Annotated in this window: 19 protein-coding genes; 17 read left to right on the top strand and 2 right to left on the bottom strand. The window is 66.2% G+C overall.

All coding sequences use genetic code 11. From position 1 onward, the window contains the following. Positions 1-23: 23 nt before the first annotated feature. The 5 genes from JW958_03310 (at position 24) to aspS (ending at position 6081) form a co-directional block, all read left to right on the top strand. Positions 24-1487, top strand: coding sequence for an amino acid decarboxylase (locus tag JW958_03310; GenBank protein ID MBN1825269.1), 1464 nt, complete (start codon positions 24-26; stop codon positions 1485-1487). Positions 1488-1521: 34 nt separating this feature from the next. Further along, the gene (locus JW958_03315) at positions 1522-2541 is read left to right on the top strand and encodes a membrane dipeptidase (protein MBN1825270.1); all 1020 of its coding nucleotides are present in this window, start codon (positions 1522-1524) and stop codon (positions 2539-2541) included. Positions 2542-2636: 95 nt separating this feature from the next. Beyond that, positions 2637-3020 carry a VanZ family protein gene (locus JW958_03320; protein ID MBN1825271.1) on the top strand — a complete coding sequence of 128 codons (384 nt, stop codon included), beginning with the start codon at positions 2637-2639 and terminating at the stop codon, positions 3018-3020. After that, entirely contained in the window at positions 3021-4316 is a 1296-nt protein-coding gene (locus JW958_03325) for a histidine--tRNA ligase (protein ID MBN1825272.1), read from the top strand. It abuts the gene before it with no gap. A 4-nt stretch (positions 4317-4320) separates the two neighbouring features. Further along, a complete protein-coding gene (gene aspS / locus JW958_03330) occupies positions 4321-6081 on the top strand; it encodes an aspartate--tRNA ligase (GenBank protein MBN1825273.1) in 1761 nt (586 codons plus the stop codon). Between the two features lie 50 nt (positions 6082-6131). Here aspS and JW958_03335 read toward each other — a convergent pair whose 3' ends face one another. Both JW958_03335 and JW958_03340 read right to left on the bottom strand, forming a co-directional pair. After that, the gene (locus JW958_03335) at positions 6132-6611 is read right to left on the bottom strand and encodes a GtrA family protein (protein ID MBN1825274.1); all 480 of its coding nucleotides are present in this window, start codon (positions 6609-6611) and stop codon (positions 6132-6134) included. A 114-nt stretch (positions 6612-6725) separates the two neighbouring features. Further along, a complete protein-coding gene (locus JW958_03340) occupies positions 6726-8786 on the bottom strand; it encodes a thioredoxin domain-containing protein (GenBank protein ID MBN1825275.1) in 2061 nt (686 codons plus the stop codon). A gap of 206 nt (positions 8787-8992) precedes the next feature. On the opposite strand from JW958_03340, the gene JW958_03345 reads away from it, so the two are divergent. The 12 genes from JW958_03345 to JW958_03400 all read left to right on the top strand — a co-directional run bounded on the left by JW958_03345 (position 8993) and on the right by JW958_03400 (position 24568). Then, the gene (locus JW958_03345) at positions 8993-9784 is read left to right on the top strand and encodes an FkbM family methyltransferase (GenBank protein ID MBN1825276.1); all 792 of its coding nucleotides are present in this window, start codon (positions 8993-8995) and stop codon (positions 9782-9784) included. Between the two features lie 260 nt (positions 9785-10044). Beyond that, positions 10045-11025 carry a PhoH family protein gene (locus JW958_03350; GenBank protein ID MBN1825277.1) on the top strand — a complete coding sequence of 327 codons (981 nt, stop codon included), beginning with the start codon at positions 10045-10047 and terminating at the stop codon, positions 11023-11025. Positions 11026-11029: 4 nt separating this feature from the next. After that, positions 11030-13321: an HDIG domain-containing protein gene (locus tag JW958_03355; protein ID MBN1825278.1), complete on the top strand. Its 2292-nt coding sequence runs from the start codon at positions 11030-11032 to the stop codon at positions 13319-13321. Further along, positions 13281-13778, top strand: a complete 498-nt coding sequence (gene ybeY / locus JW958_03360) for an rRNA maturation RNase YbeY (GenBank protein MBN1825279.1) — start codon at positions 13281-13283, stop codon at positions 13776-13778. The genes JW958_03355 and ybeY overlap by 41 nt, the downstream gene beginning before the upstream one ends. Next, entirely contained in the window at positions 13775-16678 is a 2904-nt protein-coding gene (locus JW958_03365; GenBank protein ID MBN1825280.1) for a fused MFS/spermidine synthase, read from the top strand. Before ybeY ends, JW958_03365 begins: the two co-directional genes overlap by 4 nt. 30 nt (positions 16679-16708) lie before the next feature. Beyond that, positions 16709-18013 (top strand): HlyC/CorC family transporter, encoded by a 1305-nt coding sequence (locus JW958_03370; GenBank protein MBN1825281.1) that lies wholly within the window; start codon positions 16709-16711, stop codon positions 18011-18013. Between the two features lie 99 nt (positions 18014-18112). Continuing rightward, positions 18113-18745, top strand: a complete 633-nt coding sequence (locus tag JW958_03375) for a DUF502 domain-containing protein (protein MBN1825282.1) — start codon at positions 18113-18115, stop codon at positions 18743-18745. Further along, positions 18738-20087: a magnesium transporter gene (gene mgtE / locus JW958_03380; protein ID MBN1825283.1), complete on the top strand. Its 1350-nt coding sequence runs from the start codon at positions 18738-18740 to the stop codon at positions 20085-20087. Before JW958_03375 ends, mgtE begins: the two co-directional genes overlap by 8 nt. Before the next feature lie 6 nt (positions 20088-20093). Beyond that, positions 20094-20837: a DNA repair protein RecO gene (gene recO / locus JW958_03385; protein MBN1825284.1), complete on the top strand. Its 744-nt coding sequence runs from the start codon at positions 20094-20096 to the stop codon at positions 20835-20837. Positions 20838-20849: 12 nt separating this feature from the next. Next, positions 20850-21731, top strand: a complete 882-nt coding sequence (locus JW958_03390; GenBank protein ID MBN1825285.1) for a glycine--tRNA ligase subunit alpha — start codon at positions 20850-20852, stop codon at positions 21729-21731. Further along, entirely contained in the window at positions 21728-23830 is a 2103-nt protein-coding gene (locus JW958_03395; GenBank protein MBN1825286.1) for a glycine--tRNA ligase subunit beta, read from the top strand. The genes JW958_03390 and JW958_03395 overlap by 4 nt, the downstream gene beginning before the upstream one ends. Positions 23831-23842: 12 nt before the next feature. After that, positions 23843-24568 carry a glycosyltransferase family 2 protein gene (locus JW958_03400; GenBank protein MBN1825287.1) on the top strand — a complete coding sequence of 242 codons (726 nt, stop codon included), beginning with the start codon at positions 23843-23845 and terminating at the stop codon, positions 24566-24568.

A 24568-nucleotide genomic window follows, 5' to 3' on the forward strand; every position in this document is an offset into this window, starting at 1 on the left:
GCGCGGCCCGGCCGCGCCGGAGGATTCCACTTGTGAAAAAAGATAAAACAAACACGAGCCCGGAGCCCGGCGATCTGCCGCGGGAAGAATTCCTGCGCGCCGGGGAGAGGGCGGTCCGTTGGGCGGCCGCCTATCTGGAGGAGAATCGGAGCCTACCGGTGATGCCGGTTCGCAGGGAGGGGGAGCTTTTAGAAGCGCTCCCGGAGGAGATGCCCGAAGAGGGAGAGGCGTTGGAGAGGATCGAGGCGGACTTCCGCGATCTCGTCCTCCCCGGCGTCACCCACTGGAACCATCCCCGTTTCTTCGCCTATTTCGCGATCAGCGGGAGCGCGCCCGGCGTCCTCGGCGAGCTGTACGCGGCGGCGCTCAACACGAACGGGATGAAGTGGATCACCTGCCCCGCCTCGGCGGAGTTGGAGAAGGGGACCCTCCGTTGGCTGAGGAACGGGATCGGTCTTCCGGGCGAATTCGAGGGGATCCTCGCGGACGCCGCCTCCACCTCCACGTTGCTGGCGCTCACGGCGGCGCGCGAGAGGGCGACCGGTTTTCGCTCCCGGAGCGATGGGATCGGTCCCGAGGCGGGCCGCCTCCGTCTCTATGCGAGCGAGGAAGCGCACTCATCGGTGGAGAAGGCGGCGATTCTGATCGGCGTGGGGCTGCGCGGCGTGCGCCGGATCCCTTCGGATCAAAACTATCGTATGGACGTGGAAGCGCTCCGCGGGGCGATTCGGGAGGATCGGGAGTCGGGACGGATCCCCTTCGCGGTGGTCGCCACCGCCGGGACCACCGCGGTGAACGCGGTGGACCCTCTTCCGGAAATCGCCGACACGGCGCGCGAAGAAAAACTCTGGATGCACGTGGACGCGGCCTACGCCGGATCGGCGGCGTTCCTGCCGGAGAAGCGCGATCTCTTCCGCGGATGGGAGAGGGCGGACACGGTCGTGGTGAACCCCCACAAGTGGCTCTTCACGCCGATCGACGCGAGCGCCTTCTTCTTCCGAGACGCCGAGGCGCTCCGCCACACGTTCTCCCTCGTGCCGGAGTACCTGCGGACGCCGGGCGAGGCGGACGAGCCGATGGACTACGGGTTCCAGCTCGGCCGTCGCTTCCGGTCGCTCAAGCTCTGGTTCGTGCTGCGGGCTTTCGGAAGGCGGGGGATCGAGGACCGTCTCCGCCGCCACATCGAACTGGCGCGCGCTTTCGCCGATCGAATCGACGCGGACCCGGAGTGGGAGCGCCTGGCGCCCGCGCCTTTCTCGACGGTCTGTTTCCGGCACCGGCCCTCCGGCGGGGAGGACGAGGCGCGTCTCGCGGAGAGGAACGCGGCGATTCTCGACCGGGTGAACCGGAGCGGCGAAGCGTACATCTCCCACGCCGTCCTCAAGGGGCGTTACGCCCTTCGCATGGCGATCGGCCACATCCGGACGACCGGCGGGGACGTGGACGCGGCGTGGAATCGTCTGCGGAAAGAGGCGGCGCGGGTCTGACGGAGCGACGCGAAACAGTACGGGAGTGAACGAAATGAACGAAACACGCGGGCCTGTTCCCGTCATCGATCTGCACTGCGATCTGCTCGACTACCTGGAGGCGATCGAAGGGGCTTCGCCGGACGACGCCTCGGAGATCGGCTGTGCCCTTCCCCGGTTGGCCGAGGGGGGCGTGAATCTACAGGTGTTGGCGATCTTCTCCCACACGGGGCCGGGGAGCGTCGACTTCGCGGAAGGGGAGCTCCGCCGGTATCGCCGCATCCTGCGGGAGAGGGCGGATTCGGTCGAATCGCCGGAGGACGCCGCCGCCGTGGAGGCGCTTCTCGGCTCGAAGAAGACGGGGCTCACGGCGTCCATCGAGAACGCCTCCTCGCTCTGCGGCGAGGAGGAGCCCCTGGAGGAGGCATTCCGGCGTTTCAAGCGTTTCCGCGCCGAGGCGGGTCGCATCCTTTATATCTCACTCACCCATCACCTGGAGAACCGGTTCGGCGGCGGGAACACGTCGGAAGCGGGACTCAAGGGGGACGGCGAGGTCTTTCTTGACTACTTGAGCGGAAAGGGAGTCGCCGTCGATTTTTCCCACACGAGCGACGCCCTCGCCCGCGACATCCTGGATCGGATCGATTCGAAGGGACTGGCGATTCCGGTGCTGGCGAGCCATTCCAATTTCCGGGCGGTTCAGGACCATCCGAGGAATCTGCCGGACGATTCGGCGAGGGAGATCATCCGCCGCGGCGGCGTGATCGGGATCAACCTGCTCCGCTATTTTCTCGGACCCGACGATCCGAAGGCCCTTCTCCGCCACGTCGAGCACGGTCTCTCCCTCGGCGCGGAGAACGCCCTCGCTTTCGGCGCCGACTATTACTACACAAAGAACCATCCCGACAGGAGCCGCATCCCCTTCTATCATCCGGGGCAGGAACACGCGGGCCGTTATCCGGAGATCCTCCGCTCCCTGGAGGGGATTCTCGGCGATGGCGGGACCCGCGCCCTCGCCCATCAAAACGCGCTCGACTTCCTACGGCGGATGGAGGAGAGCGGCCCCGCGGCGTGAGGTCTCCCCGCTTGACCGCTCTCCGCCGCGGTGATAGCGTAAACCGCTCCATTCTTGGAAGGTACGCTGCGCGATCGAACCCGTGGGGGTGACGGATGAACATAGGCCGCGGCCGGGGGGCGCGGCTCGTGGCTGCTCTGGTCTGGACGGGGGTGATGATCGCCGCTTCGTCCATCCGGAGGCTCCCCCACGAGGCGGTCCCTCTGCTACACTACGACAAGATCCTCCACGTCGTGGAGTACGGCGTCTTCGCCTGGCTATGGGGGAAGGCGATGATCGCCGTGTGGCCCCGCGTCCCGCGGCGGCGCCTCTGGATCGCCCTTCTCCTGGTCGGCGCGGCTTGGGGCGCTTTCGACGAGTGGTATCAGGGCTTCTTCGGCAGAAGCCAGGACGTGAACGATTGGCTCGCCGACGGCGTGGGCGCCGCCGTCGGCGCGGCGATCGCCCTTGCGCGGAGGCGCGGAAAGGGGGCGGCGTAGATGGCGCGCATTCAGGCGATTCGCGGCACCCAAGACCGGTACGGCGGGGCGCTCCTCCGCTGGCGCGTCATGGAGGAGCGGGTTCGGGCCGTGGCCGATCGCTTCGGCTATGAAGAGATCCGAACGCCCCTTTTCGAGGCGACGGAACTCTTTTCCCGCGGCGTCGGCATGGACACGGACATCGTCCAGAAGGAGATGTACACTTTCGCGGACCGGAAGGGGAGGAGCCTCACCCTCCGCCCGGAGGGAACGGCCTCCGTCGTTCGCGCCTATCTGGAGCACGGCATGGCCCGGGAGAGGCCGATCGCCAAGTTCTTCTACATGGGCCCCATGTTTCGCTACGAGAGACCCCAAAAGGGCCGTTTCCGGGAGTTCCACCAGTTCGGCGTGGAGGTGATCGGGAGCGACGATCCCCTGCACGACGCCGAGACGGTCGCCGTGTTCATCGCCATGCTGGAGGATCTGGGACTCTCGGGTCTCACGGTTCGCCTCGGCTCGGTGGGAGACGGCGAGTGCCGCCCCGCCTACACGGCGCTTCTTCGTTCGTATCTAAAGGAAAACGAGAAGGACCTCTGCGAGACCTGCCGGGAGAGGATCGACCGCAATCCCCTCCGCGTGCTCGACTGCAAGGCCGACGCGGGCGGACCGGTGATCGCCGGCGCCCCCTCCATTCTGGAGCACCTCTGCGGCGGTTGCCGGGACCACCTGGATCGGGTCGGCGCGGCGCTCGGCGCGGCGGGGATCCCCTATACGCACGACGCCGGACTGGTCCGCGGCCTCGACTACTACACCCGGACCGTGTACGAGGTTCACCACGAACGGTTGGGCGCCCAGAGCGCTCTCGGAGGCGGCGGCCGCTACGACCGTTTGGTGGAGGATCTCGGGGGTCCGGCGACGCCGGGAGTGGGCTTCTCCGCAGGCATGGAGAGGATCGCCGACGTGGCGTCGTCGCTCGGCGTGGAGTGGACCGGTGAAGAGCCGCTCCGCCTCTTCGTGGCGCCGCTCGACGGAGCGGGCGAGGAAAGGGTCTTTCCGCTTCTTCTCCGGCTTCGCCGGCGCTGGCGCGTCGAGGGGAACTATCGCGCCCGAAACCTGAAAACCCAGCTCAAACACGCCGTCCGTTTCGGCGCCCGATTCGTCCTGCTCATCGGCGAGGAGGAGGCGGCGGCGGACGCGGTGTCCATCAAACGGCTCGACACGGGCGACCAAACACGCGTGAAGGCGGCGGACCTGGAGCGGGAGATCGAGTCTCTCGCCTCCGCCGGCGATGGGGACGACCGGTCCCGGAAGGAGTAGAACCATGGAGAGGACCCGAACCCACACCTGCGGCGAACTGCGGGCGAAGCACGCCGGCGAACCGGTGACGCTGATGGGATGGGTCCACCGGATGCGGGACCAGGGAGGGATCTTCTTCTTCGACCTCCGGGATCGGCACGGGATGACCCAGGCCACTTTCGAGCCGGACGGGCCGGTCCTTCTCGAACGCGTCCGGGATCTCCGGCGGGAGGACGTGGTCGCCGTGCGCGGGGTGGTGCGGGAGCGCCCCGAAGGGCTGCGCAACGACAAGCTCGCCACCGGAGCCGTGGAGGTGGTGGCGGAGGAACTGCTCGTGCTGAACCGCGCCGAGACGCCCCCCTTCGTGATCGAGGACGAGGTGGACGCCACCGAGGAGCACCGCCTCCAGTACCGTTTCCTCGATCTCCGCCGCGACTGCATGCAGCGGCGGATCGTGCTCCGCCACGAGGCGGCGCAGGCGGCGCGGCGCTACCTCACCGGCCACGGTTTTCTCGAGATCGAGACTCCCCTTCTCGTGCGGAACTCGCCGGAGGGGGCGCGGGATTTTCTGGTGCCGAGCCGCCTCACGAAGGGGCGTTTCTACTCGCTCCCGCAGTCGCCCCAGATCTACAAGCAGATCCTGATGGTCTGCGGTTTCGATCGCTACTTCCAAATCGTCAAGTGTCTCCGCGACGAAGACCTGCGCGCCGACCGACAGCCCGAGTTCACCCAGATCGACGCGGAACTCTCCTTCACCACGGAGGAGGAGGTCTTCCGGATCATGGAGGGTTTGATCGTTGAGGTGTGGAAGACGATCCGCGGAGAGGCGTTGGAGACCCCCTTCCCGGTAATGGCCTACGACGAGGCGATGGACCGCTACGGCAGCGATAAGCCGGACGTCCGCTTCGGGCTCGAGATCCGGGACGTGTCGGAGGCGGCGGGCGCGTCGGATTTCCGCGCCTTCCGTGGCGTTCTCGACGAGGGGGGCACGGTGCGGGCGATCGCCGTTCCCGGCGGGGCGTCGCTCTCGCGGAAGAGGATCGACGCGCTCGAGGAGACGGCGAAGAAGAACGGCGCCGCCGGGCTCGCCTGGACCAAGGTGAAAGAGGGGGCCTTCGACGGAGGCGTGGGGCGCTTCTTCCCCTTCGAGGCGCTCGCCGCGGCGGCCGGCGCCGCCGAGGGAGACCTGATCGCGATGGTCGCCGGCCCGCGCAAGATCGCTCTCGCCGCGCTCGGCGCGGTTCGCCTGCGGCTCGGGCGCGAGCTGGATCTGATCGACGAAACGCGAAACACCTTTTTATGGGTCAACCGTTTTCCGCTTTTCGAATACAGCGACGAGGAAGAGCGCTGGGAACCGGCGCATCACATGTTTACCATGCCCCTTCCCGGGGATGAGGAGAAGCTGGAGAGCGACCCGGCGGCGGTGCACGGCCAGCTCTACGACATGGTGCTGAACGGCGTGGAGATCGCCTCCGGATCGATCCGAGTCCACGACCCGGAGTTACAGCGGCGGATCATGGCGGTGGTGGGCATCCGCGGCGAGGAGGCGGACCGGCGTTTCGGATTCCTGCTCAACGCACTGAAATACGGCGCGCCCCCCCACGGCGGGATCGCTTTCGGTTGGGACCGGCTGGTGCTCCTCATGACCGGCGGCGAATCGATTCGCGACGTGATCGCCTTTCCGAAGACCACGAGCGGCCTCTCGTTGATGGATGGCTGCCCGTCGGAAGTGGATCCCGAGCTTCTGAAGGATCTGGGGCTTCGGCTGGAACGCGCCGAGGAGTAGGTTTCCCGATACCCGTGGAGGCGTCCGGATCACTCGGGCCGTGGAAACGCTCAGCTCCGGTCCGCGGCGGGTACTTCCTTCTTGTGCTTCCCGATCTTCCCGAAGGAGATCAGCTTACTCCCGAAGAAATTCCAGAACGTCGCGACGAGAATGCCGATGAGGCTGGCGATGTAATAGAGTCGTCCCTCGCCGAAACCCGCGTAGGTCATCAGGAGGTGCATGACGAGGAGGCGGATGAAGAGCCCCGCCGAGCAGATCAGCACGAAGCTCGCGTAGGAAGCGGGCGCCTGCGTGCGGCTCTTCGCCTTGAAGGTCCAGAAGCGGTTCAGCGTGTAGGTCCAGGTGACGGCGCCGAGAAAGGCGGGGATCGCCGCGACCCGCGGATCGAGATGGACCCACTCCGTCATGATCGCCAGAATGCCCGTGTCCACCGGCAGGGCCGATCCGCCCACCATGCAGAAACGGATGAACTGGGCGAGGGTGCCGTGGCCCACGATCCGGTCGATCAACGGTTTTCCCTGGTCGCTCAATACTCTTCTCCCGATAAACGCCCGCCGGAGTCTCGAAATCGATTCGACAAGGATACCCCATCGACCCGTTTTCTGTCCCCCCTCGATCCTCCGATTCGGGAGAAAGCGCGGTCGCTACAGAAGACGGGCCAGATCGTCCGGATCGGTGACGGGGCGTTGGCAGGCGAAATCGTGGCAGACATACGCGGCCGCGCGGCCGTTGATGGGCGCGCGGTTTTCCAGCAGCGGGACGCAATGGTCTCTCTCGCAGGGGAGGCCGAGCGCCGTCACCTGGTTCGGGCGGTATCCACGTCGCGCGACGGCGAGGAGCGCCCGCGTGTCCTCCCCCGCCGGCTCGCCGACGATCGCCACCTCCTTCGGCGGGGCGAGGGCGAACTCGAACGAGCCGAGCCAGTGGGCGAAGGAGAGAGGGTGGGAGGAAGCGAGATCGCCGACGGAGGCGAGGGAGCGGCGCGCCGGCGCGGCGTAACGGTCGTCGCCGGTGTAGGCGGCGAGGCGGAGAAGCGCCCGAGCCGCCGCGCCGTTCGGCGAAGGCGCGGCGCCGTCCTGCACGCTCTTGGGGCGGACGATCAGACGCTCCCCGTCCCGGGGCGTGTCGAAGAAGCCGCCCCCCTCGGGGTCCGCGAAGAGATCGAGCAATCCCTCCGCCGTCTCTCGGGCGGCGAAAAACCACCCGGGATCGAATGTCGTCTCATAAAGTGCCAGGAGCCCCTCGATGTGGAAGGCGTAATCCTCCAACAACGCGGGCGGGCCGGTCCGCCCGTCCCGCCAGCTCCGCCGCAGTCGCCCGCCGGTCGCCAGAAAACGTCGCGTGAAGCGGGCGTTTCGGATCGCCGCGTCTCGGTAGCTCGGGCGGTCGAAGGCGCGGGCCGCCTCGGCGAAGGCGGCGAGGGCGAGGCCGTTCCATCCGGCGACGATCTTCTCGTCCCGTCCGGGCCGCTCTCGCCCTTCCCTCTCTTGGAAAAGACGCGCGCGGCAGAGAGCGAGGCGCCTCTCCCGGTCGCCGTCGGTTTCGCACCCGGTGCAATCGCGCTTCTCCCTTTCCCCGAATCGCGGGACGGCGAGCACGCTACGGCCCTCCACGTCTCCCCCCTCGCCCACGCCGTAGGCGCCGCGGAAGAAGGCGCCGTCGTCGCCGCCGAGGAGACGGTCGATCTCGCCGGCGCTCCACAGATAGAAGCGTCCCTCCTCGCCCCCGCTGTCCGCGTCCAGCGACGAGAAAAACCCGCCCGCCGGATGGCTCATCTCGCGAAGGAGAAAATCGAGGGTCTCCTCGGCGACACGCCGGTAGAGGGGATTTCCCGTCAGCCCGTGGGCGTCGATGTAGAGGCGGGCGAGAAGGGCGTTGTCGACGAGCATCTTCTCGAAGTGGGGGATGCGCCAGTCGGCGTCGACGGTGTAGCGGTGGAAACCGCCTCCCAGATGGTCCCGAATACCGCCGAGGGCCATCGCTTCCAAGGTGCGTTCCGCCATGTGGAGCGTTTCCGGCTCCTCGGTACGCCGGTAGGCGCGGAGAAGGAAGTCGACCGTCGCCGGCTGGGGAAACTTGGGGGCGCCGCCGAAGCCGCCGCCGCGATCGTCGAAGGAGCGGGCGAGGACGCGCACCGCGCGGTCCGGAATGGAGAGGTCCGGTTCCCCGCCGATCCGGAGCGAAGGCGCCCTCCCCAGCTTTTCCGCCAGGAGCGATGCTCGCTCCTCCAGATCCTCCCGCCGTTCCGCCCAGACCCGCGTTACTTCCCGGAGGACGGCTCGAAAGGAGGGGAGGCCGCGCCTCTCCTCGGGGGGGAAGTAGGTGCCGCCGTAAAAAGGCTTCCCCTCCGGCGTGAGGAAGACGGAGAGGGGCCAGCCGCCGGAACCGGTCATCGCCTGGACCGCTTCCATATATATACCGTCCAGGTCCGGCCGCTCCTCCCGGTCCACCTTGACGCTGATGAAACCGCCGGCGAGCGCCGAAGCTGTCTCGGGATCGGCGAAACTCTCCCTCTCCATCACGTGACACCAGTGGCAGGCGCTGTAGCCTATGCTGAGGAAGACCGGGCGATCCTCACGGCGGGCCCTCTCGAAGGCCTCCTCGCACCAGGGCCACCAATCCACCGGGTTGCCGGCGTGCTGCTGCAGATAGGGGCTCGATTCCCGGGCGAGTCGGTTCGGCAAGGTGTTCTCCCGTCGTGAAATGATCGAGTGCTCGGGGCCGGGGGGCGGGCGACCGCGCGGCCCGTCCTCTCTCCTTTCCCGGGAAATAGTGAGGGGAGGCGCCGAAGTCAAGCGGGGAGGCGAATGTTTCCGTGGATCGAATGACCAATGCCCATTATAAAGGAAGGCGAAGAAGCCGCGCCCCCATCCGGGGCGGGATTCGTCGGATCGAAAGGAGGCTTCACCGCTTGCGACCGAAGCAGATCGCTCTCCGCCTCCTCCCGGACGCCGCCCTCTGGCGGATCCAAGGGTGGAGAACCGCGCGAAGGCTCCGGCGGGAGGGGATCGCGGAAGAGCCGGAGTTCGGGCCGATCCCGGCGCTCCTCCGTTCGGGAGACGGCGCGGTCGACGCCGGCGCCAACTTCGGCGTCTACACCGTCTTCCTCTCCCGCCTCGTCGGGGATACCGGCGTGGTCTTCTCCTTTGAGCCGGTGTCGGTCACCTTCCGGGCGCTCCGCTCGGTGACCCGCCGCCTCCGCCTTCCGAACGTCCGCCTCTTCCCCTGCGGCCTCTCCGACCGTCCCGGTCCGGCCGAGATGAAATCCCCTCTCTACGCGAAGGGGGGCGTGAATCTCTACAAGACCTTCGTCGCCGCGGGCGAGAAGAAAGACCGGCCGGGACGACCCTTCCGAGTGAGCCTCGAGACGCTGGACGGCGCGCTCCCCGAGGGGGCGCCGCCGATCCGCTTCATCAAGATCGATGTGGAGGGACACGAACTCGCCCTCCTCCGAGGCGCCCGCCGCACCCTGGAGCGATTCCGCCCCGCGCTTCTCGTCGAAATCTCCCGAAACCCGGACGAACCCGGATCGACCGGACACGAGGTCTTCCGCCTGCTGGGCGAGATGGGGTACGTCTCCTACCTTCTCAGCGATGGGGCCCTCCGCCCTCGCCGAGCCGGCGACCGGAGCGTGAATTATTTCTTTCTCACCGGAGACCACCTGGCCGCCCTCCGGGAAGCCCTCTTTCCGATGAACCCCTGATCTGGTTGCAATGTAATAAGTTGTGGCGCCGGTTCTTCCGGGCCGCGCGGGCGAATTAAGGAGGAATCCTCCCCGGCCGATCGACCGGGAGGGTCGATCCATTGACAGGTTTTCCGGATTTGACCTAAATTGGAGCGGACGCCGCCGTTCGGTGAGAACCCTCTCCGGAATCGATGTGTCCCGGGGAGGGTTCATCGGCTTTTATACGCGGAAGGAGCGATCCATACTCTGTGAGTACGAATATCGTCAAGAGGATCCATATGGTCGAAGTGGATCCCCTCCACCTTTTCGGGCAGAACGACCGGAACCTCCGCCTCATTCAGGATAGCTTTCCCCAGGTGCGCCTGGTGGCGCGCGGCGGGGACGTCTACATCGAGGGGGATGGGGAGGAGGTCGCCCGGATCGAAACGCTGCTCTTGGAACTCCTCTCCCTGGTGAAACAGGGGAAGGTGCTCCAGGAGGGGGACGTGCGTTACGCGGTGCAGCTGGCCCGGGAGGACCGGGAAAACGGCGTGGCCCGCATTTACGAACCGCACAAACAGTATTTCAAGCTTAAAAGGTCGGTGAGGCCGAAGACACTCGGACAGGAGGAGTACGTCGAGGCGCTCGCCCGGTTCGATATCGTTTTCGCCGTCGGCCCCGCCGGGACCGGCAAGACCTATCTGGCCGTGGCGGCGGCGGTGTCGGCGATCCGGAGCCGCCAGAAGAACCGGATCGTTCTGGTCCGCCCCGCCGTTGAGGCGGGCGAGAGCCTCGGTTTCCTCCCCGGGGATTTCCAGGAAAAAGTTGATCCATACCTGCGGCCGCTGTATGATGCGCTGCACGATCTGATGGGTGCGGATAGGATCCAGCGTTCACTCGATATGGGGATCCTGGAGGTCGCCCCGCTCGCCTACATGCGGGGGCGCACCCTGAACGATGCCTTCGTGATCCTCGATGAGGCGCAGAACACCACGATCGGGCAGATGAAGATGTTTCTGACCCGTCTGGGGAACAACTCTCGGGCGGTGATCACCGGCGACGTGACCCAGGTGGACCTGCCCGATGCCGCGGATTCCGGGTTGATCCGGATCCAACCGATCCTGAGGGGCATCCCGGAGATTCAGTTCTGCTATCTCACCGACAGGGACGTGGTCCGTCACCATTTGGTGCAGAGGATCATCAGGGCCTTCGACAACCACGATCCCGCCGCTCCGGCGGGAAACGAAGTGTCGGAGGAGCGTCCGGAGCGAGGGGAGTAAACCCTTGAAAATCTTCACGTTCCGCACACGCCAAACCGCGGGGGCCCGGCGGGGGCGCAGGCGCGCCCCGGACCGGCTCGGTCTCGGCGGCGGTTCCCCCCGGAAGGAAAAAATCTCGGTCTTTCGCGTGGGGATCGTCGTCGGCACGCTCGCCGTGGTCTTGGCCGTCTACATGCCCCTCGGCCCGGGCAACTTCTTCGTCCCCTCGGAAGGGCAGATCGCCAAAGCGGACATCCTGGCTCCCTTCGACTTCCCCGTCCTGAAAGATGAGGAAACGCTCCGGCGCGAACGTGAGGCGGAAGCGGCCAAGGTGCCCCCGGTGGTGCAGGTGCGCGAAGAGGTCACCACCCGGATGGAGCAGGAGATCCGGGAGTTCTTTCTCGATGTGGAGAGGATCATCGACACCGAAGGGGAGGTGGAAGACCAGCGCCGGATGATCGCCGACCTGGACGTCCCCTTGAGCGAGACGGCGCAGAACATCCTCCTCGACCTGGCGAGCGAGACGCGTCTCCGCCAAGAGGTGATCGCCTTTTACCAGGAGGTTCTGGAAAAGGGGGTGCTGAACGACAAGGGACTCTTCCTGGACGAGGGATACGACCGGATCGCCGTCGCCCGGGACGACGAGGAGTACGTCCTCGGCATCGACAACTTCCTGGATCTCGAGGAGCTTTCGATCCTGGCCACCGAGAGGGGTCGGGCGGTCTTCGGGGACCAGCGTTCTCAGCTGAACACATTCTTCGAGGTGACGACGCACTTCGCGGCGCCCAATTTCTTCTACGACGTGCACGAAACGGAAGTGCGCCGCCAAGCCCGCCGGGATGCGGTCTCCCCGCACACCGAGTTCTACCTGAAGGGGCAGAAGATCATCGGCGCCCACGAGAGGGTGACCAAGAACCACGTGCGGGTGCTTCGGTCCCTGGAGAAGAAGTGGACCGAGGAGCGGATGAAGCAGCGCCCCTGGCAGCGCGTTCTTCCCCACGCGGGACGGCTCCTGGCGGCGATGACCGTGATCGTCCTTTTCGCGCTCTACATCCACAGGCATCGCCCCCGGGTTTACGCGCGGGACCGGCACATGCTGCTGCTCGCGGTGATCGGCGTGATCGGGATCGGGCTCACCGCCCTCGTGGGGGGATTCGGGTTGTCGCTCTATTTGATCCCCGTTCCCCTGGTGGCGATGCTCGCCACGCTCCTCTTCGACGACCGGGTCGGTATCGCCCTCACCGGCGCCTTCCTTCTCCTCGTCTCCCTGGTGGAGGGGCTGCCGCTTCCGCTGGTCTTCACCCTCGGCGTGGGCGGGGCGGCGGCGGTCTACGGCGTGGCGGGGCTCCGGGAGCGGAAGAGCTTCTGGAACTCCCTTCTCTACCTGGCCGCCGCCTACGTGATCTCCATCGGCGCCGCCGACTTCCTGCACCTCGTGCCGGGGCTGGAAACGTTGCAGAAAATCGGTTTCGGCCTGTTGGGCGCCTTCACCAGCGTCGGCCTGGCGATGATCTCCCTTCCCGTCTTCGAGGCGGTCTTCCGCGTGACTACGAACGTCACACTTCTGGAACTTTCCGATCTGAATCGTCCGCTCCTCAAAAACCTGGCGCTGATGGCGCCGGGCACGTATCATCATTCGATCATGGTGGGAAATCTGAGCGAGGCGGCGGCGGAGCGGGTCGGCGCGAACTCGCTGCTCGCCCGGGTGGGCGCCTACTATCACGACATCGGGAAGACGACCAAACCGGAGTATTTCGTCGAGAACCAGGGGGGAGGCGAGAACAAGCACGACAGGCTCTCGCCGAAGATCAGCGCCCTCATCCTGATCTCCCATGTGCGGGAGGGGGTCGAACTGGCGCGGAAAGAGGGGCTCCCCCGGGAGATCGTCGACGTCATTCGTGAACACCACGGCGACACGCTGATGGCCTTCTTCTACGAAAAGGCGAAGGCGGCGGATCCGGAGTCGGAGGTGCCCGAGGGTGAGTTCCGCTATCCGGGCCCGAAGCCCCGCGCCAAGGAGAACGGCATCGTCATGCTCGCCGACGTGGCGGAGGCGGCGACCCGAGCCCTGGTGGAGCCCACGCCCGGCCGTATCCGAGAACGCATTCTGGAGGTAACGGACGCCAAGTTCCGCGAGAACCAGTTGGACGAGTGCGATCTCACCTTCCGGGAGCTGCGCGCGATCCAGGAGAGCTTCGTGCCGATCCTGACCAGCGCCATGCACTCCCGGATCCGCTACCCCGACGAGGTGCGACGCGAGGAGGCCCGTTTCGCCGTTGGAGATCTACTCAGAAAATCTCCTGAACGAAAAGTATAGGGTCGACGTCGCCCTTTTCCGGCGGCTGGCCGAGGAGATCCTCACGGAGATCCACGGCGCCGAGGGCGAGGCGGGCTTGGCTTTCGTCTCCGACGACCGCATCCGCGAATTGAACCGCTCCTATCGGAACGTCGATCAACCCACCGATGTGTTATCCTTTTGTTTCGCCGATGAGGAGTACTCGGGCGGCGTTCTCGGGGACGTCTATATCTCCCTGGAAACGGCGGAGCGGCAGGCGGCGGAACGGGAAGAGACGCTCGCCCGGGAAACCCTCCGTTTGATGATCCATGGACTGCTCCACCTTGCCGGCCACACCCACGACACGGAGCCGGATGGCGGGCGCATGCGCGCCCTTGAGGAGCGGCTTTTCGAGAGATACCGGGACCGGGTGGCCGGATCGTGTCGGCCCGCCGCCGCCCCCGGGTCCGGAGAGGCGGAAGGAGAACACAGCACATGAACAGCAACCGGGTTTCGACGATGGTCTTTCTCTGCTTCTTCCTGTCGGGGATCGCGGGACTCGTCTACGAGGTGCTCTGGATCCGGCAGCTCTCGCTCGTGTTCGGCACCACCTCCTTCGCGGTTTCCACGGTGCTCGCCTCCTTCATGGGGGGGATGGCGATCGGGAGCTGGCTTTTCGGCCGCATCGCCGACCGACGGCGCGACCCGCTTCGTCTCTACGCGATTCTCGAGGCGGCCACCGGCGTCTACTGCCTCTTCATTCCGGTCCTCTTCGGGCTGGTGAACCGGATCTGGGTGCTCACCTCCCATTCCATGGGGGGCGACTTCTACTCCATGAGCCTGGTCCGCTTCGCGCTCTGCTTTCTGACCCTCGTTCTCCCGACTCTCTTCATGGGCGCGACGCTCCCCGTGCTCTCCCGTTTCGTGGTCCGCCGCCTCGACCGGATCGGCGCCGGCGTCGGCCGCCTCTACGGGCTCAACACCTTCGGCGCCGTGATCGGGACCTTCTCCGCCGGTTATCTGCTCATCGGATCGATCGGCGTGTGGAAGACCACGCTCATCGCGGTGGCGCTCAACTTCATCGTGGCGCTCCTCGCCTGGACGCTGCATCGCTCGGAGGGGGGCGCGGCGCCCGTGGAGAGCGCCCCGGCCGAGAAGGCCGAGACGCCGGATCGCCGACTTTCCGCGATCCGGTGGGCGATCCTCATCGGCATCGCCCTCTCCGGTTTCGCCTCCCTTTCCTACGAGGTGGCCTGGACGCGGCTTCTCTCGCTGGTTCTCGGCAGCTCGGTCTACGCGTTCGCGGCGATGCTCACCACCTTCCTGCTCGGCATCGCCCTCGGGAGCACGATCATCTCCCGGCTGGCGGACCGTTTCCGCAACGCCTACTCCGCCTTCGCCGCGATCCAGGCGGCGATCGCCGTCGGCGTCCTCCTCGTCACGCCCCTCTTCGACCGGCTTCCCACCGTCTTTCTCCATCTTTACGCCCGCATGGGGGAGAGGTTCTGGTCCTTCCAGATGGTCCAGTTCCTTCTCTGCTTCCTGGTCATGTTCGTTCCCACGCTCCTGATCGGCGCCACCATCCCCCTGGTGGTGAAGGCGCTGACCGGTCGGGTGAACGAGATAGGAAAGGGCGTGGGGAAAGTTTATGCATTTAACACGTTCGGCGCCATCGCCGGCTCCTTTTTCTCCGGCTTCGTCTTCATCCCGCTCCTGGGCACCCAAAAGACCATCGCAGTCGCCGCCGCGGTGAACCTGGCGACGGCAATCGCCGTGATCGTGCTCCACCGTCGTCCCCGGCTCGTCCTCCGGACCCTTCTCGCCGGCGGGCTGGCGGTTCTCTTCGCGGTGCTCGTGCTGCTCGGCGGCCGCTGGGACAGGTACATGCTGAACACGGGGTTCTTCGACAGCCCGCGCTACTCCTTGCACGAGGTGGGCCGGAAAGGCTATCGGGAATACATTTATTCTTACGACATCATCTATTTCGAGGAGGGGACCTACGCCAACGTGGCGGTGAGCCAGGAGGCGGGGAACCTCTTTCTCCAGATCAACGGGCGGACCGAGGCTTCCACGACGTCGGACATGTCGAACCAGATCCTGGTCTCACAGATCCCCATGCTGATCCATCCCGATCCGAAGGAGGTCCTGGTGATCGGGCTCGGGAGCGGCATCACACTCGGGTCGGTGGTGACCCATCCGGTGGACTACGCCGAATGCGTGGAGATCTCGCCGGCGGTGGTGCGCGCCGCGGCGTACTTCCGGGACTGGCACGGCGACGTGACCAAGAACCCGCGGGTCCGCATGATCCTGGACGACGGCCGGAACTACCTGCTCGCCTCGGAGCGCGCCTACGACGTGATCGTTTCCGAGCCTTCCAAACCGTGGATCAGCGGCGTGTCGAATCTCTTCACCCGCGAGTGCTATCAGCTTCTCCGGGAACACCTCAAACCGGGCGGGATCGCCTGCCAGTGGTTCCACTATTACAGCATGAGCCCCCGGGATTTCCGGATCACCCTGCGCACCTTCCTCTCGGTCTTCCCCTACGTGCAGGTGTGGAACGCCGACAACAACGTCTTCCTTCTCGGATCGGACGAGCCGATACAAATCGACACGGAGTCGATCCGGCGACGGATGGAAAGCGTCGAGGTGCGGCGGGACCTGGACCGGATCGACGTGAAAACCGTTTACCGTCTCCTCGGTCATTACATGTTCGGCGAGAAAGAGGCCCGGGAGTATGTGGGGAAGGGCCCGCTCAACACGGACGACCTCCCGCTGATCGAGTTCAGCGCGCCCCGCCACAGAAATTCGTATCAGCACGAGGAGATTCTCCGATCCATGCTGGAGGCCTACCCCCGATTCGACAACTTCCCTCTGGTCGGCCAAATCGCCCAGAACGGGGACACCATCGATTTCCGGCTCGCCGGATTCCGTTTCCGTTCGCCGGTGCAGTGGCAGACCGGCGTGGCGACCGTGGTGCGGAGCGTGGTGGAGGAGGAACGCCTGGAAGAGGAGGTGGAAGGACCGCTTCTCGCCTACCGCATGGAGGCGAAACTCGCCGGATCCCGCGGCGAGGAACTGGGGATTTTCGCCTTCTCGCGCGTCGGCTTCTCGCAGGACAAGCTGCGGCGCACGCTGGAGCGTCTCGCCCCCGGCCTGTCGGCGATGGAGCGTGTCGAGGTGGAGGGAAACACCGCGTTCTGGGCCGAGTACGAACCGGGCGAACGGCCTCTGGCGGCGATTACCTGGTTCTATCCGCCGAACAAGCTACACTATCTGGTCCAGATGGTCGGCCCGCCGGATGCTTCGCCCGGGGAACTCCGGCGTCTTCTGGTCGAGGGGGTTTCCTGCTCGCCCCTCGCCGTCGATGAGCCCGTGGACAACCTGCGGATGGAGGACTGAGACCGGATTCGAACCGGTCCGGAGGTTCGCGTGAACGCCTATTTCTGGGGGATCGGGGGCGTAACCGTCCTGGTCCTGATCAGCGCCTGGCTCGCGGCGGCGGAGAGCGCTTTCTTTTTCCTCTCCAAGCCGATCCGCGAGGCGTTGCGCGACCGGACGGAGAAGCGCGCCTCCTCTCTCCTGGTGCTTCTCAAAAGACCCCGCCGGCTCACCTTGGCGTTGCGCGTCACCGCCGTGCTGGCGCGTCTGTTGTCGGCCTCCCTGGTTCTCTGGTGCGCCCTCCGGCTCGCCGAGGTCCGGGACTTCCACGCTTTTTGGTCCGTCGCGGCCCACCTCGTCGTGGTGATGGTTCTGCTTCTCGCCGCCGAGACCGTGCCCCGGGCCTACGCCATCGGCAACGCGGAGGCGATCGCCCTGGGCGCGGCGCCCATGGTCTCCGCGCTGATCCGGATCGGCGGCCCCTTCCTGGGGGTGACGGTTCGGTCCCTGAACCTGTTCGCGAGAAGCATGGGAGTGCGCTGGGCCATCCCCTATCCGACGGCCGAGGAGATGCTCGCCCTGGTGGAGGCGGGCGAGGAAGAGGGGGAGATCGAGGATGAGGAGCGGGAGATGATCCACTCGATCTTCGAACTCGGCGAAACGACGGTGCGGGAATTGATGGTCCCCCGGGTGGATGTGATCGCCGTGGAGAGGACCCGCCCCGTGCGGGACGCCCTCGACTTGATCACCACCCACGGCCACTCCAGGTTGCCGGTGTACGAGGAGGGGATCGACCGGATCGTCGGGCTGCTCTACGCCAAAGACCTTCTCCGGAGCCCGGTGCGGGAGGCGCTCGACACGCCTGTGGAGCAGGTGATGCGCCCGCCCTATTTCGTGCCCGAAGCGAAGCGCGTGGACGATCTGCTCCATGAGTTTCAAAAGGAGAAGAAACACCTGGCGGTCGTGGTCGACGAGTACGGCGGCACCGCCGGGCTGGTCACCCTCGAGGACGTGCTGGAGGAAATCGTCGGCGAGATCGAGGACGAATACGACCGGGACGAGGCGCTCTACATCGTTCTCGACGACGACACGGTGGTGGTGAACGCCAAGATCTCTATTGACGATCTGAACGAGCGCTTTCATATTAACCTCCCGGCGGATCGCCACGAAACGTTCGGCGGGTATCTGTACGACCTGGAGGACCGAGTGCCCGAGGAAGGGGAAACTTTCGAGGAGAAAGGTCTTCAGTTCAAGGTCGAGAAGGTGAACCGACAACGGATCGCTCGGGTCCGGATTCGCAAACTCCCGCCTCCCCCGCCGGAGGAGGGTGTCGCGGAGGGCGCGGCGGGCGGCTGATTTCGGACCGGAGCCGTTTCCCGCTCCCGACCCGCGCCGCCTGCGGGTCGTTTCTCTTCGTGTCCCCCGCGGGACTCCCGATCGGTATCGGAGAGAGCCATGTTCCGGAAGCTGCGCACATACTTCGTCACCGGGCTGCTGGTCATCCTGCCGGTGGCGATCACCACCTGGCTGCTCTGGAAGATCTTCATCGCCGTCGACGGTTTCCTCGGCGACCTGATCAGCCACTACGTGGGAAGGCGGATCCCCGGCACCGGTTTCGTCGCCACGCTGATCCTGATCCTGCTCATCGGCCTCTTCGCCTCCAACCTGCTCGGCCGCCGGCTGATCGCCCTCGGCGATTACCTGCTGCACAGGATCCCCATCGTCCGGCAGATCTACAGCGGGGTGCAGCAGATCAGCACCGCCCTGCTCGGCGACAAGCGGTCCGAGTACAGCCGCGTCGTTCTCGTCGAATACCCGCGCACGGGCGTCTACGCCGTGGCGTTTCAGACCGGCACCCTGCACGCGCCTCTCCAGGACACGGACGGCGAGGACCTGGTCTCGGTCTTCCTCCCCACGACGCCCAATCCCACATCCGGATTTCTGCTTCTTCTCCGCCGCGAGGACGTGATCCCGCTCCCGATCCGGGTGGAGGAGGCGGTCAAGTTCGTCATCTCCGGCGGCTCCGTCCCTCCCCTGGAATGGCGCCGTTTCTCCGGCGACGGCGGGAGGGAGGCGGAAGATGGATAGGCCCCTTCCCGTTCTCGCTCAGAGGGTCGACGAACTCCTGGAGGCGGAGGACTTCGCCCGCATCGCCGCGATTCTTCGCGAAGAGCATCCCGGCGACGTGGCGGAACTGCTCAACTTCGCCGACGAGGATCACAAGGCGCGCCTCTTCCATCTCCTTCCCGAAGAGACCGGCGCGGAAGTGCTCTCCCGCGTGGACGACCCGACCCTCACCACCCTGCTCGCCGACCTGTCCGACGAAGAGATCTCCCGGCTGGTGGACGATCTTCCCACCGACGACGCGGCGGACATCATGGGCCAGATGGAAGATGAAGACGCCGAGCGCGTCTTGGCGCTCCTGGAGGAGGAAGACCAGGAGAGCCTGCAGAAACTCCTCGAGTATCCCGAGGAGAGCGCCGGCGGGATCATGGAGAGCGAGTTCGTCGCCGTGAAGGAGCACGGGACCGCCGAGGAGGTGGTTCGGGCTCTCCGGGAGCGGGCGGAGGAGGTGGAGCAGGTCCACAACATCTACGTGATCGACGAGAGGGGGAGGCTGAAGGGGATCCTTCCGATCTGGAGGGTCGCCATCGCGCGACCGAACGCATCGGTGGATCGCTACGTGGAACACGACGTCGTCCGCGTCCCCGCCGACATGGACCAGGAGGAAGTGGCGAATCTGGCCCGCCGTCACGACCTGATCGAGATCCCCGTCGTGGACGAAGAGGAGCGGCTGATCGGCCGGATCACCCTCGACGACTTGGTGGACGTGATCCACGAGGAGGCGGCGGAGGACATCTCCCGCATGTCCGGTACCGGCGAGGAGGAGATCCACGAGACCTCTCCTCTCCGGATCTCCTTCCTCCGTCTCCCCTGGCTGCTGATCGGCCTCGCCGGCGGAATCGGTTCCGCCTTTCTGATGAGCCGCTTCGAGGGGCAGCTCCACCGGATTCTGGCGCTCGCCTTCTTCGTCCCCGTCATCACCGCCATGGGGGGGAATGTGGGGATCCAGTGCTCCTCCATCGTGGTCCGCGCCCTCGCCCTCGGCGAGATGGAGGTGTACCGGATCTGGCGCCGAGTCGCGCGGGAGTTCCTGGTGGCTTCGGTGAACGGGTTGGTGATCGCGGGCCTCGTCTCCCTCGTGGCGACGGTCTGGCACGGAAGCGGCCTGCTCGGCCTGATCGTGGGGTGCTCCATGTTTTCCTCTATTCTGGTGGCTTCCACGACGGGGACCCTCTTCCCGATCACGCTCCGCCGCCTCGGTTTCGACCCCGCCCTCGCCACCGGCCCATTCGTCACCACCTCCAACGATCTGCTGAATCTTCTTATCTATTTCGCGATAGCCGCCTTCTTCCTCGGCAGGATTTGATCCGTCATGCCGATCGAACGGGACGAAGCGATCGTGCTCGGCCGCACCCGGCTCGGCGACTCGAGCCTGATCGTTTCCCTCTTCACGCGCCGCCGCGGTCCGGTCCGGGTGGTCGCCAAGGCGGCCCGCCGCGCCCGGAGCCGCTTCGGCGGCGTGCTGGAACCGACCAATCATGTTCTCGCCGTGTACTATCGAAAGGAGAGCCGCGACCTCCAGACCCTCTCCCAGTGCGACCTGGTGACCGCCTTTTCCGCCCTCCGGGAGTCGCTCTTGCGGCTCGCATACGCCTATGCCATAATCGACGGACTCGCCGGGCTGAAGCGGGAAGAGACGCCCGCGGAAGCACTTTTCGCGCTTGCGCTGGAGGCGTTCGCCCGCGCGGAGAACGGCCCGAAGGAGGAGTTGGAGGACATGCTCTGGCGATTCCTTCTCGCCGCCCTCGCCGACGCCGGTTTCCGTCCCGAGCTGGAGAGGTGCCTCCGTTGCGGGAAGCCGGCCGGGCCGGGCCCGGTCCTCTTCGACGCTCGCGCGGGAGGGGTGGTCTGCGGGAGCCACGGCGAAGGAGGGCTGATCCTCTCGCCCGGCACGCTCGAACGTTTCCGGACGCTCTCCCGCGGCGGTCGCCCGCCCGCTCCCACGGCCCCACGGGAGACGGGGGAAGGGCGGGAAGCGCTTCGCCGGTTCCTCCGGGAGCACGGCTTGGGACGCGACCCCTTCCGAGCCCTCGGGCTTCTCACGCCCGGTTCGTAAGAGGAGACATCTTTGACTTTTCAAGAAATCATCATGGCCCTGGAGCGGTATTGGTCCGAGCGGGGCTGCCTGATCGCGACCCCTTATAACTCCGAGGTGGGCGCCGGGACATTCAATCCCGCCACTTTTCTCCGGGTGCTCGGACCGGAACCGTGGAAGGCGGCCTATGTGGAGTTTTCCAAGCGGCCCAAGGACGGCCGGTACGGCGAGAACCCGAACCGCGTGCAGGGATTCCACCAGTATCAGGTGATCCTGAAGCCGTCGCCCACGGACGTGCAGGACGCCTATATCGAATCGCTCCAAGCGATCGGCATCGACCTGAACCGCCACGATCTCCGCTTCGTCGAAGACGACTGGGAATCGCCCACCCTCGGCGCTTGGGGGCTCGGTTGGGAGGTGTGGCTCGACGGGATGGAGGTGACCCAGTTCACCTACTTCCAGCAGGCCGGCAGCCTGGACCTGAACCCGATCTCGGTGGAGCTGACCTATGGACTGGAACGGCTCGCCATGTTTATTCAGGGGGTCCGTTCGCTTTTCGACGTCCGGTGGACCGAAGAGCTGACCTGGGGGGAGGCGCTGCGTCAGTCCGAGGTGGAATATTGCCATCTTAATTATCAGGAGGCGGACATCGATTTTCACTTCGACCTGTTCCGCCGTTACGAAGCGGAGGCGGAGCGTCTTCTGGCGAAGGGGCTCGTCTTTCCCGGCTACGATCACTGCGTCAAGTGTTCCCACCTGTTCAACCTGCTCGACGCGCGCGGGGCCATCAGCGTAACCGAGCGGACCGCGTACATCGGCAGGATCCGCAAGCTCGCCCGGAAGGCGGCGGTCGCCTACATCGAGAAGCGGGAGAGCCTCGGCTTCCCCCTGCTCGGGAAGGGGGAGGGGGCGTGAGGAAGACGCTGCTCATCGAGATCGGCACCGAGGAGATCCCCGCCGGGTACCTGTCGCCGGCGCTGGACGCCTTCGCGGAAAAGCTCGCGTCGCGTCTCACCGGGGAGAGGATCCTCTTCGAGAGGATGGAGCGTTTCGCCACCCCGCGGCGGCTGGCGCTGCGCGCCCTGGCCGTGGAGGAGATGCAGCCGGACCGGGAGCGTGAGGTGACCGGGCCGCCGGCGCGGATCGCTTTCGACGCCGACGGAAACCCGACCAAGGCGGCGATCGGCTTCGCCAAGACCCAGGGGATCGCGCTGACGGACCTGCGGAAAGTGACCACCGACAAGGGAGAGTACCTCGCCGCTACGGTGACCGACCATGGGCGGGCGACGGCGGAGATCCTGGCGGACCTGGTGCCGGAGATCCTGGCGTCGCTCCCCTTCCCGCGGACCATGCGCTGGGAGTCCGGCGGCTTCGTCTTCGCCCGTCCCATCCGTTGGATCGTCGCGCTTCTCGGCGGGGACGTGATCGACATCGCCGTGGCGGGCGTGCGGAGCGGGCGGACGAGCCGCGGTCACCGGCAACTCCATCCCGATCCGGTGAGGATCGACGTTCCCGAATCCTACGAGGAGGCGCTCCGCGCCGCCTTCGTGATCGTCTCACCCGAGGAGAGGCGTTCGCGGATCGCCGAGTCGATCGCCGAGGCGGCGGCGGCCGAGGGAGGGCGCGTGATCGACGACCCCGGACTTCTGGACACGGTCGGCTACCTGGTCGAGCATCCCCACGCGGTGGTGGGACGTTTCGAGGAACGCTTCCTCGCCCTACCGGCACGTGTGGTGATCACCGCCATGCGTTCCCATCAAAAGTATTTCTCCGTCGCCGACGAGAGCGGCCGGCTCCTTCCGCGGTTCGTCGCCGTCGCCAACGGGACGGCGGGAAACGAGGCGGAGGTGCGCGCCGGCAACGAAAGGGTGCTCGCCGCCCGCCTGGCGGACGCCGAGTTCTATTGGAACGAGGACCGTTCCGTCCCCCTCGCCGAGCGGGTGGAGCGTCTCGACCGCATCCTGTGGCAGGAGGGGATGGGCTCCCTCCTCGAGAAGACCGAGCGGATCGAGGCGATCGCCGGACGGCTCGCCGCCGAGGCGGCGCCGGAGGCGAAGGGGGCGGCGACCCGCGCGGCCCGTCTCGCCAAGGCGGATCTCACCACCGAGATGATCCGGGACGGCAAGGAGTTCACCGCACTGCAGGGTTACATGGGAATGGAATACGCCCGCGCCTCCGGCGAGGAGGAGGACGTGGCGCGCGCGATCTTCGAGCAGTATCTCCCCCGCTTTTCCGGCGACGCGCTCCCGGAGACGGTGCCGGGGGTGATCCTGTCGCTGGCGGACCGGATCGACACGCTGATCGGCTGCTTCGCCGCCGGTCTCGTCCCGAGCGGTTCCCAGGATCCCTACGCCCTCCGCCGGAGCGCCCTCGGCGTGGTCCGCATGCTCGCCGAGGAGAGGGTCCGCCTCGATCTCGGCCGACTCCTCGCCGCCGGCGTGGAGGTGTACGGCGGGCGTCTCGACGACCCGGAGAAGATCCTCGGCGACCTGCGCGGTTTTTTCCGGCGGCGGATCCGCAACCTCCTGGTGGACGAGAAGGGTCTTCCCTACGACGTGACCGACGCCGTGCTCGAGATCGGCATCGACCGGCCCGCGGATCTGGAGCCTCGGATCCGGGCGATCGATGCAGCGCGCGCAGACGCTTCTTTCGAGCGGCTGGTCTTCGGGTGCAAGCGGGTGATGAACATCTTGAAGGGTCAGGAGCCGGCCGGCGATCCCGATCCGGCTCTCTTCCGGCAGGAGGAGGAGAAGGGGCTCGCCGCCGCCGCCGAAGCGATCCGCGAAGGATACGTCGTCTCGCTGGAGGCGGGGGAGTACGGCCGGGCGATGGAGATGCTCCTCACGCTGCGCGACCCCATCGACCGTTTCTTCGACGCGGTGCTCGTGATGGACAAAGACGATCTGGTCCGGCGGAACCGGATCGCCCTTCTCCAAGGCACGGCTCAGCTTTTCCGGGGGCTGGCCGATCTCTCGAAAGTGGTTTTGGAGGGGGAGCGCGATTCCTCCGCCTGAAGGTGAGCGGTCATGGTCCGAGAGATCAGTATCGTCTTCCCCGCCTACAACGAGGAAGAGAACGTCGGGGAGTCGGCGCGCCGCGCCGTCGAGGCGGCCGAAGCCGCCGGGATTTCCGATTTCGAGATCCTTTTCGTCGACGACGGGAGCCGGGACGCCACCGCCGCACGGGTGGAGGCGCTCGCCGCCGCCGACCCGCGTATCCGCCTGATCCGCCACCCCAGGAACCTCGGTTACGCCATGGCCCTCAAGACCGGCTTCGAGGCGGCGTCCAAGCGCTACATCTTCTACTCCGACTCGGACAACCAGTTCGATATGAAGGAGATGAAAAACTTCCTTCCCGCCATCGACGACTACGACATCGTCGTCGGGTTCCGCATCTACCGTTTCGACCCCTTGACGCGCCTTTTCCTGGCCTGGTGCTACAACCTCGCGGCGCGGATGATCTTTCGGATCCGGGTGCGCGATATCGATTGCGCCTTCAAGCTTTTCCGCCGGGAGGTGTTCGACGTAATCACCATCGAATCGAAGAAATTCTTCGTCGACACGGAGATCCTCGCCAAGGCGGTGCGGCACAAGATGCGCGTGACCGAAATCGGCGTCCGGCATTATCCGAGGCCTGCGGGAAGAAGCACGGTCCGGGCGAGTCACGTCTTTTCGACGATCCGCGAACTCATTCAGATGTGGATCAAAATCTACCTCCGCTCCGACAAGCCGGAGCGTCCTTCTTCCGCGTAG

The sequence above is a fragment of the Candidatus Eisenbacteria bacterium genome (assembly GCA_016930695.1).
In the GTDB taxonomy this organism is placed as follows: Bacteria; Orphanbacterota; Orphanbacteria; order Orphanbacterales; family Orphanbacteraceae; genus JAFGGD01.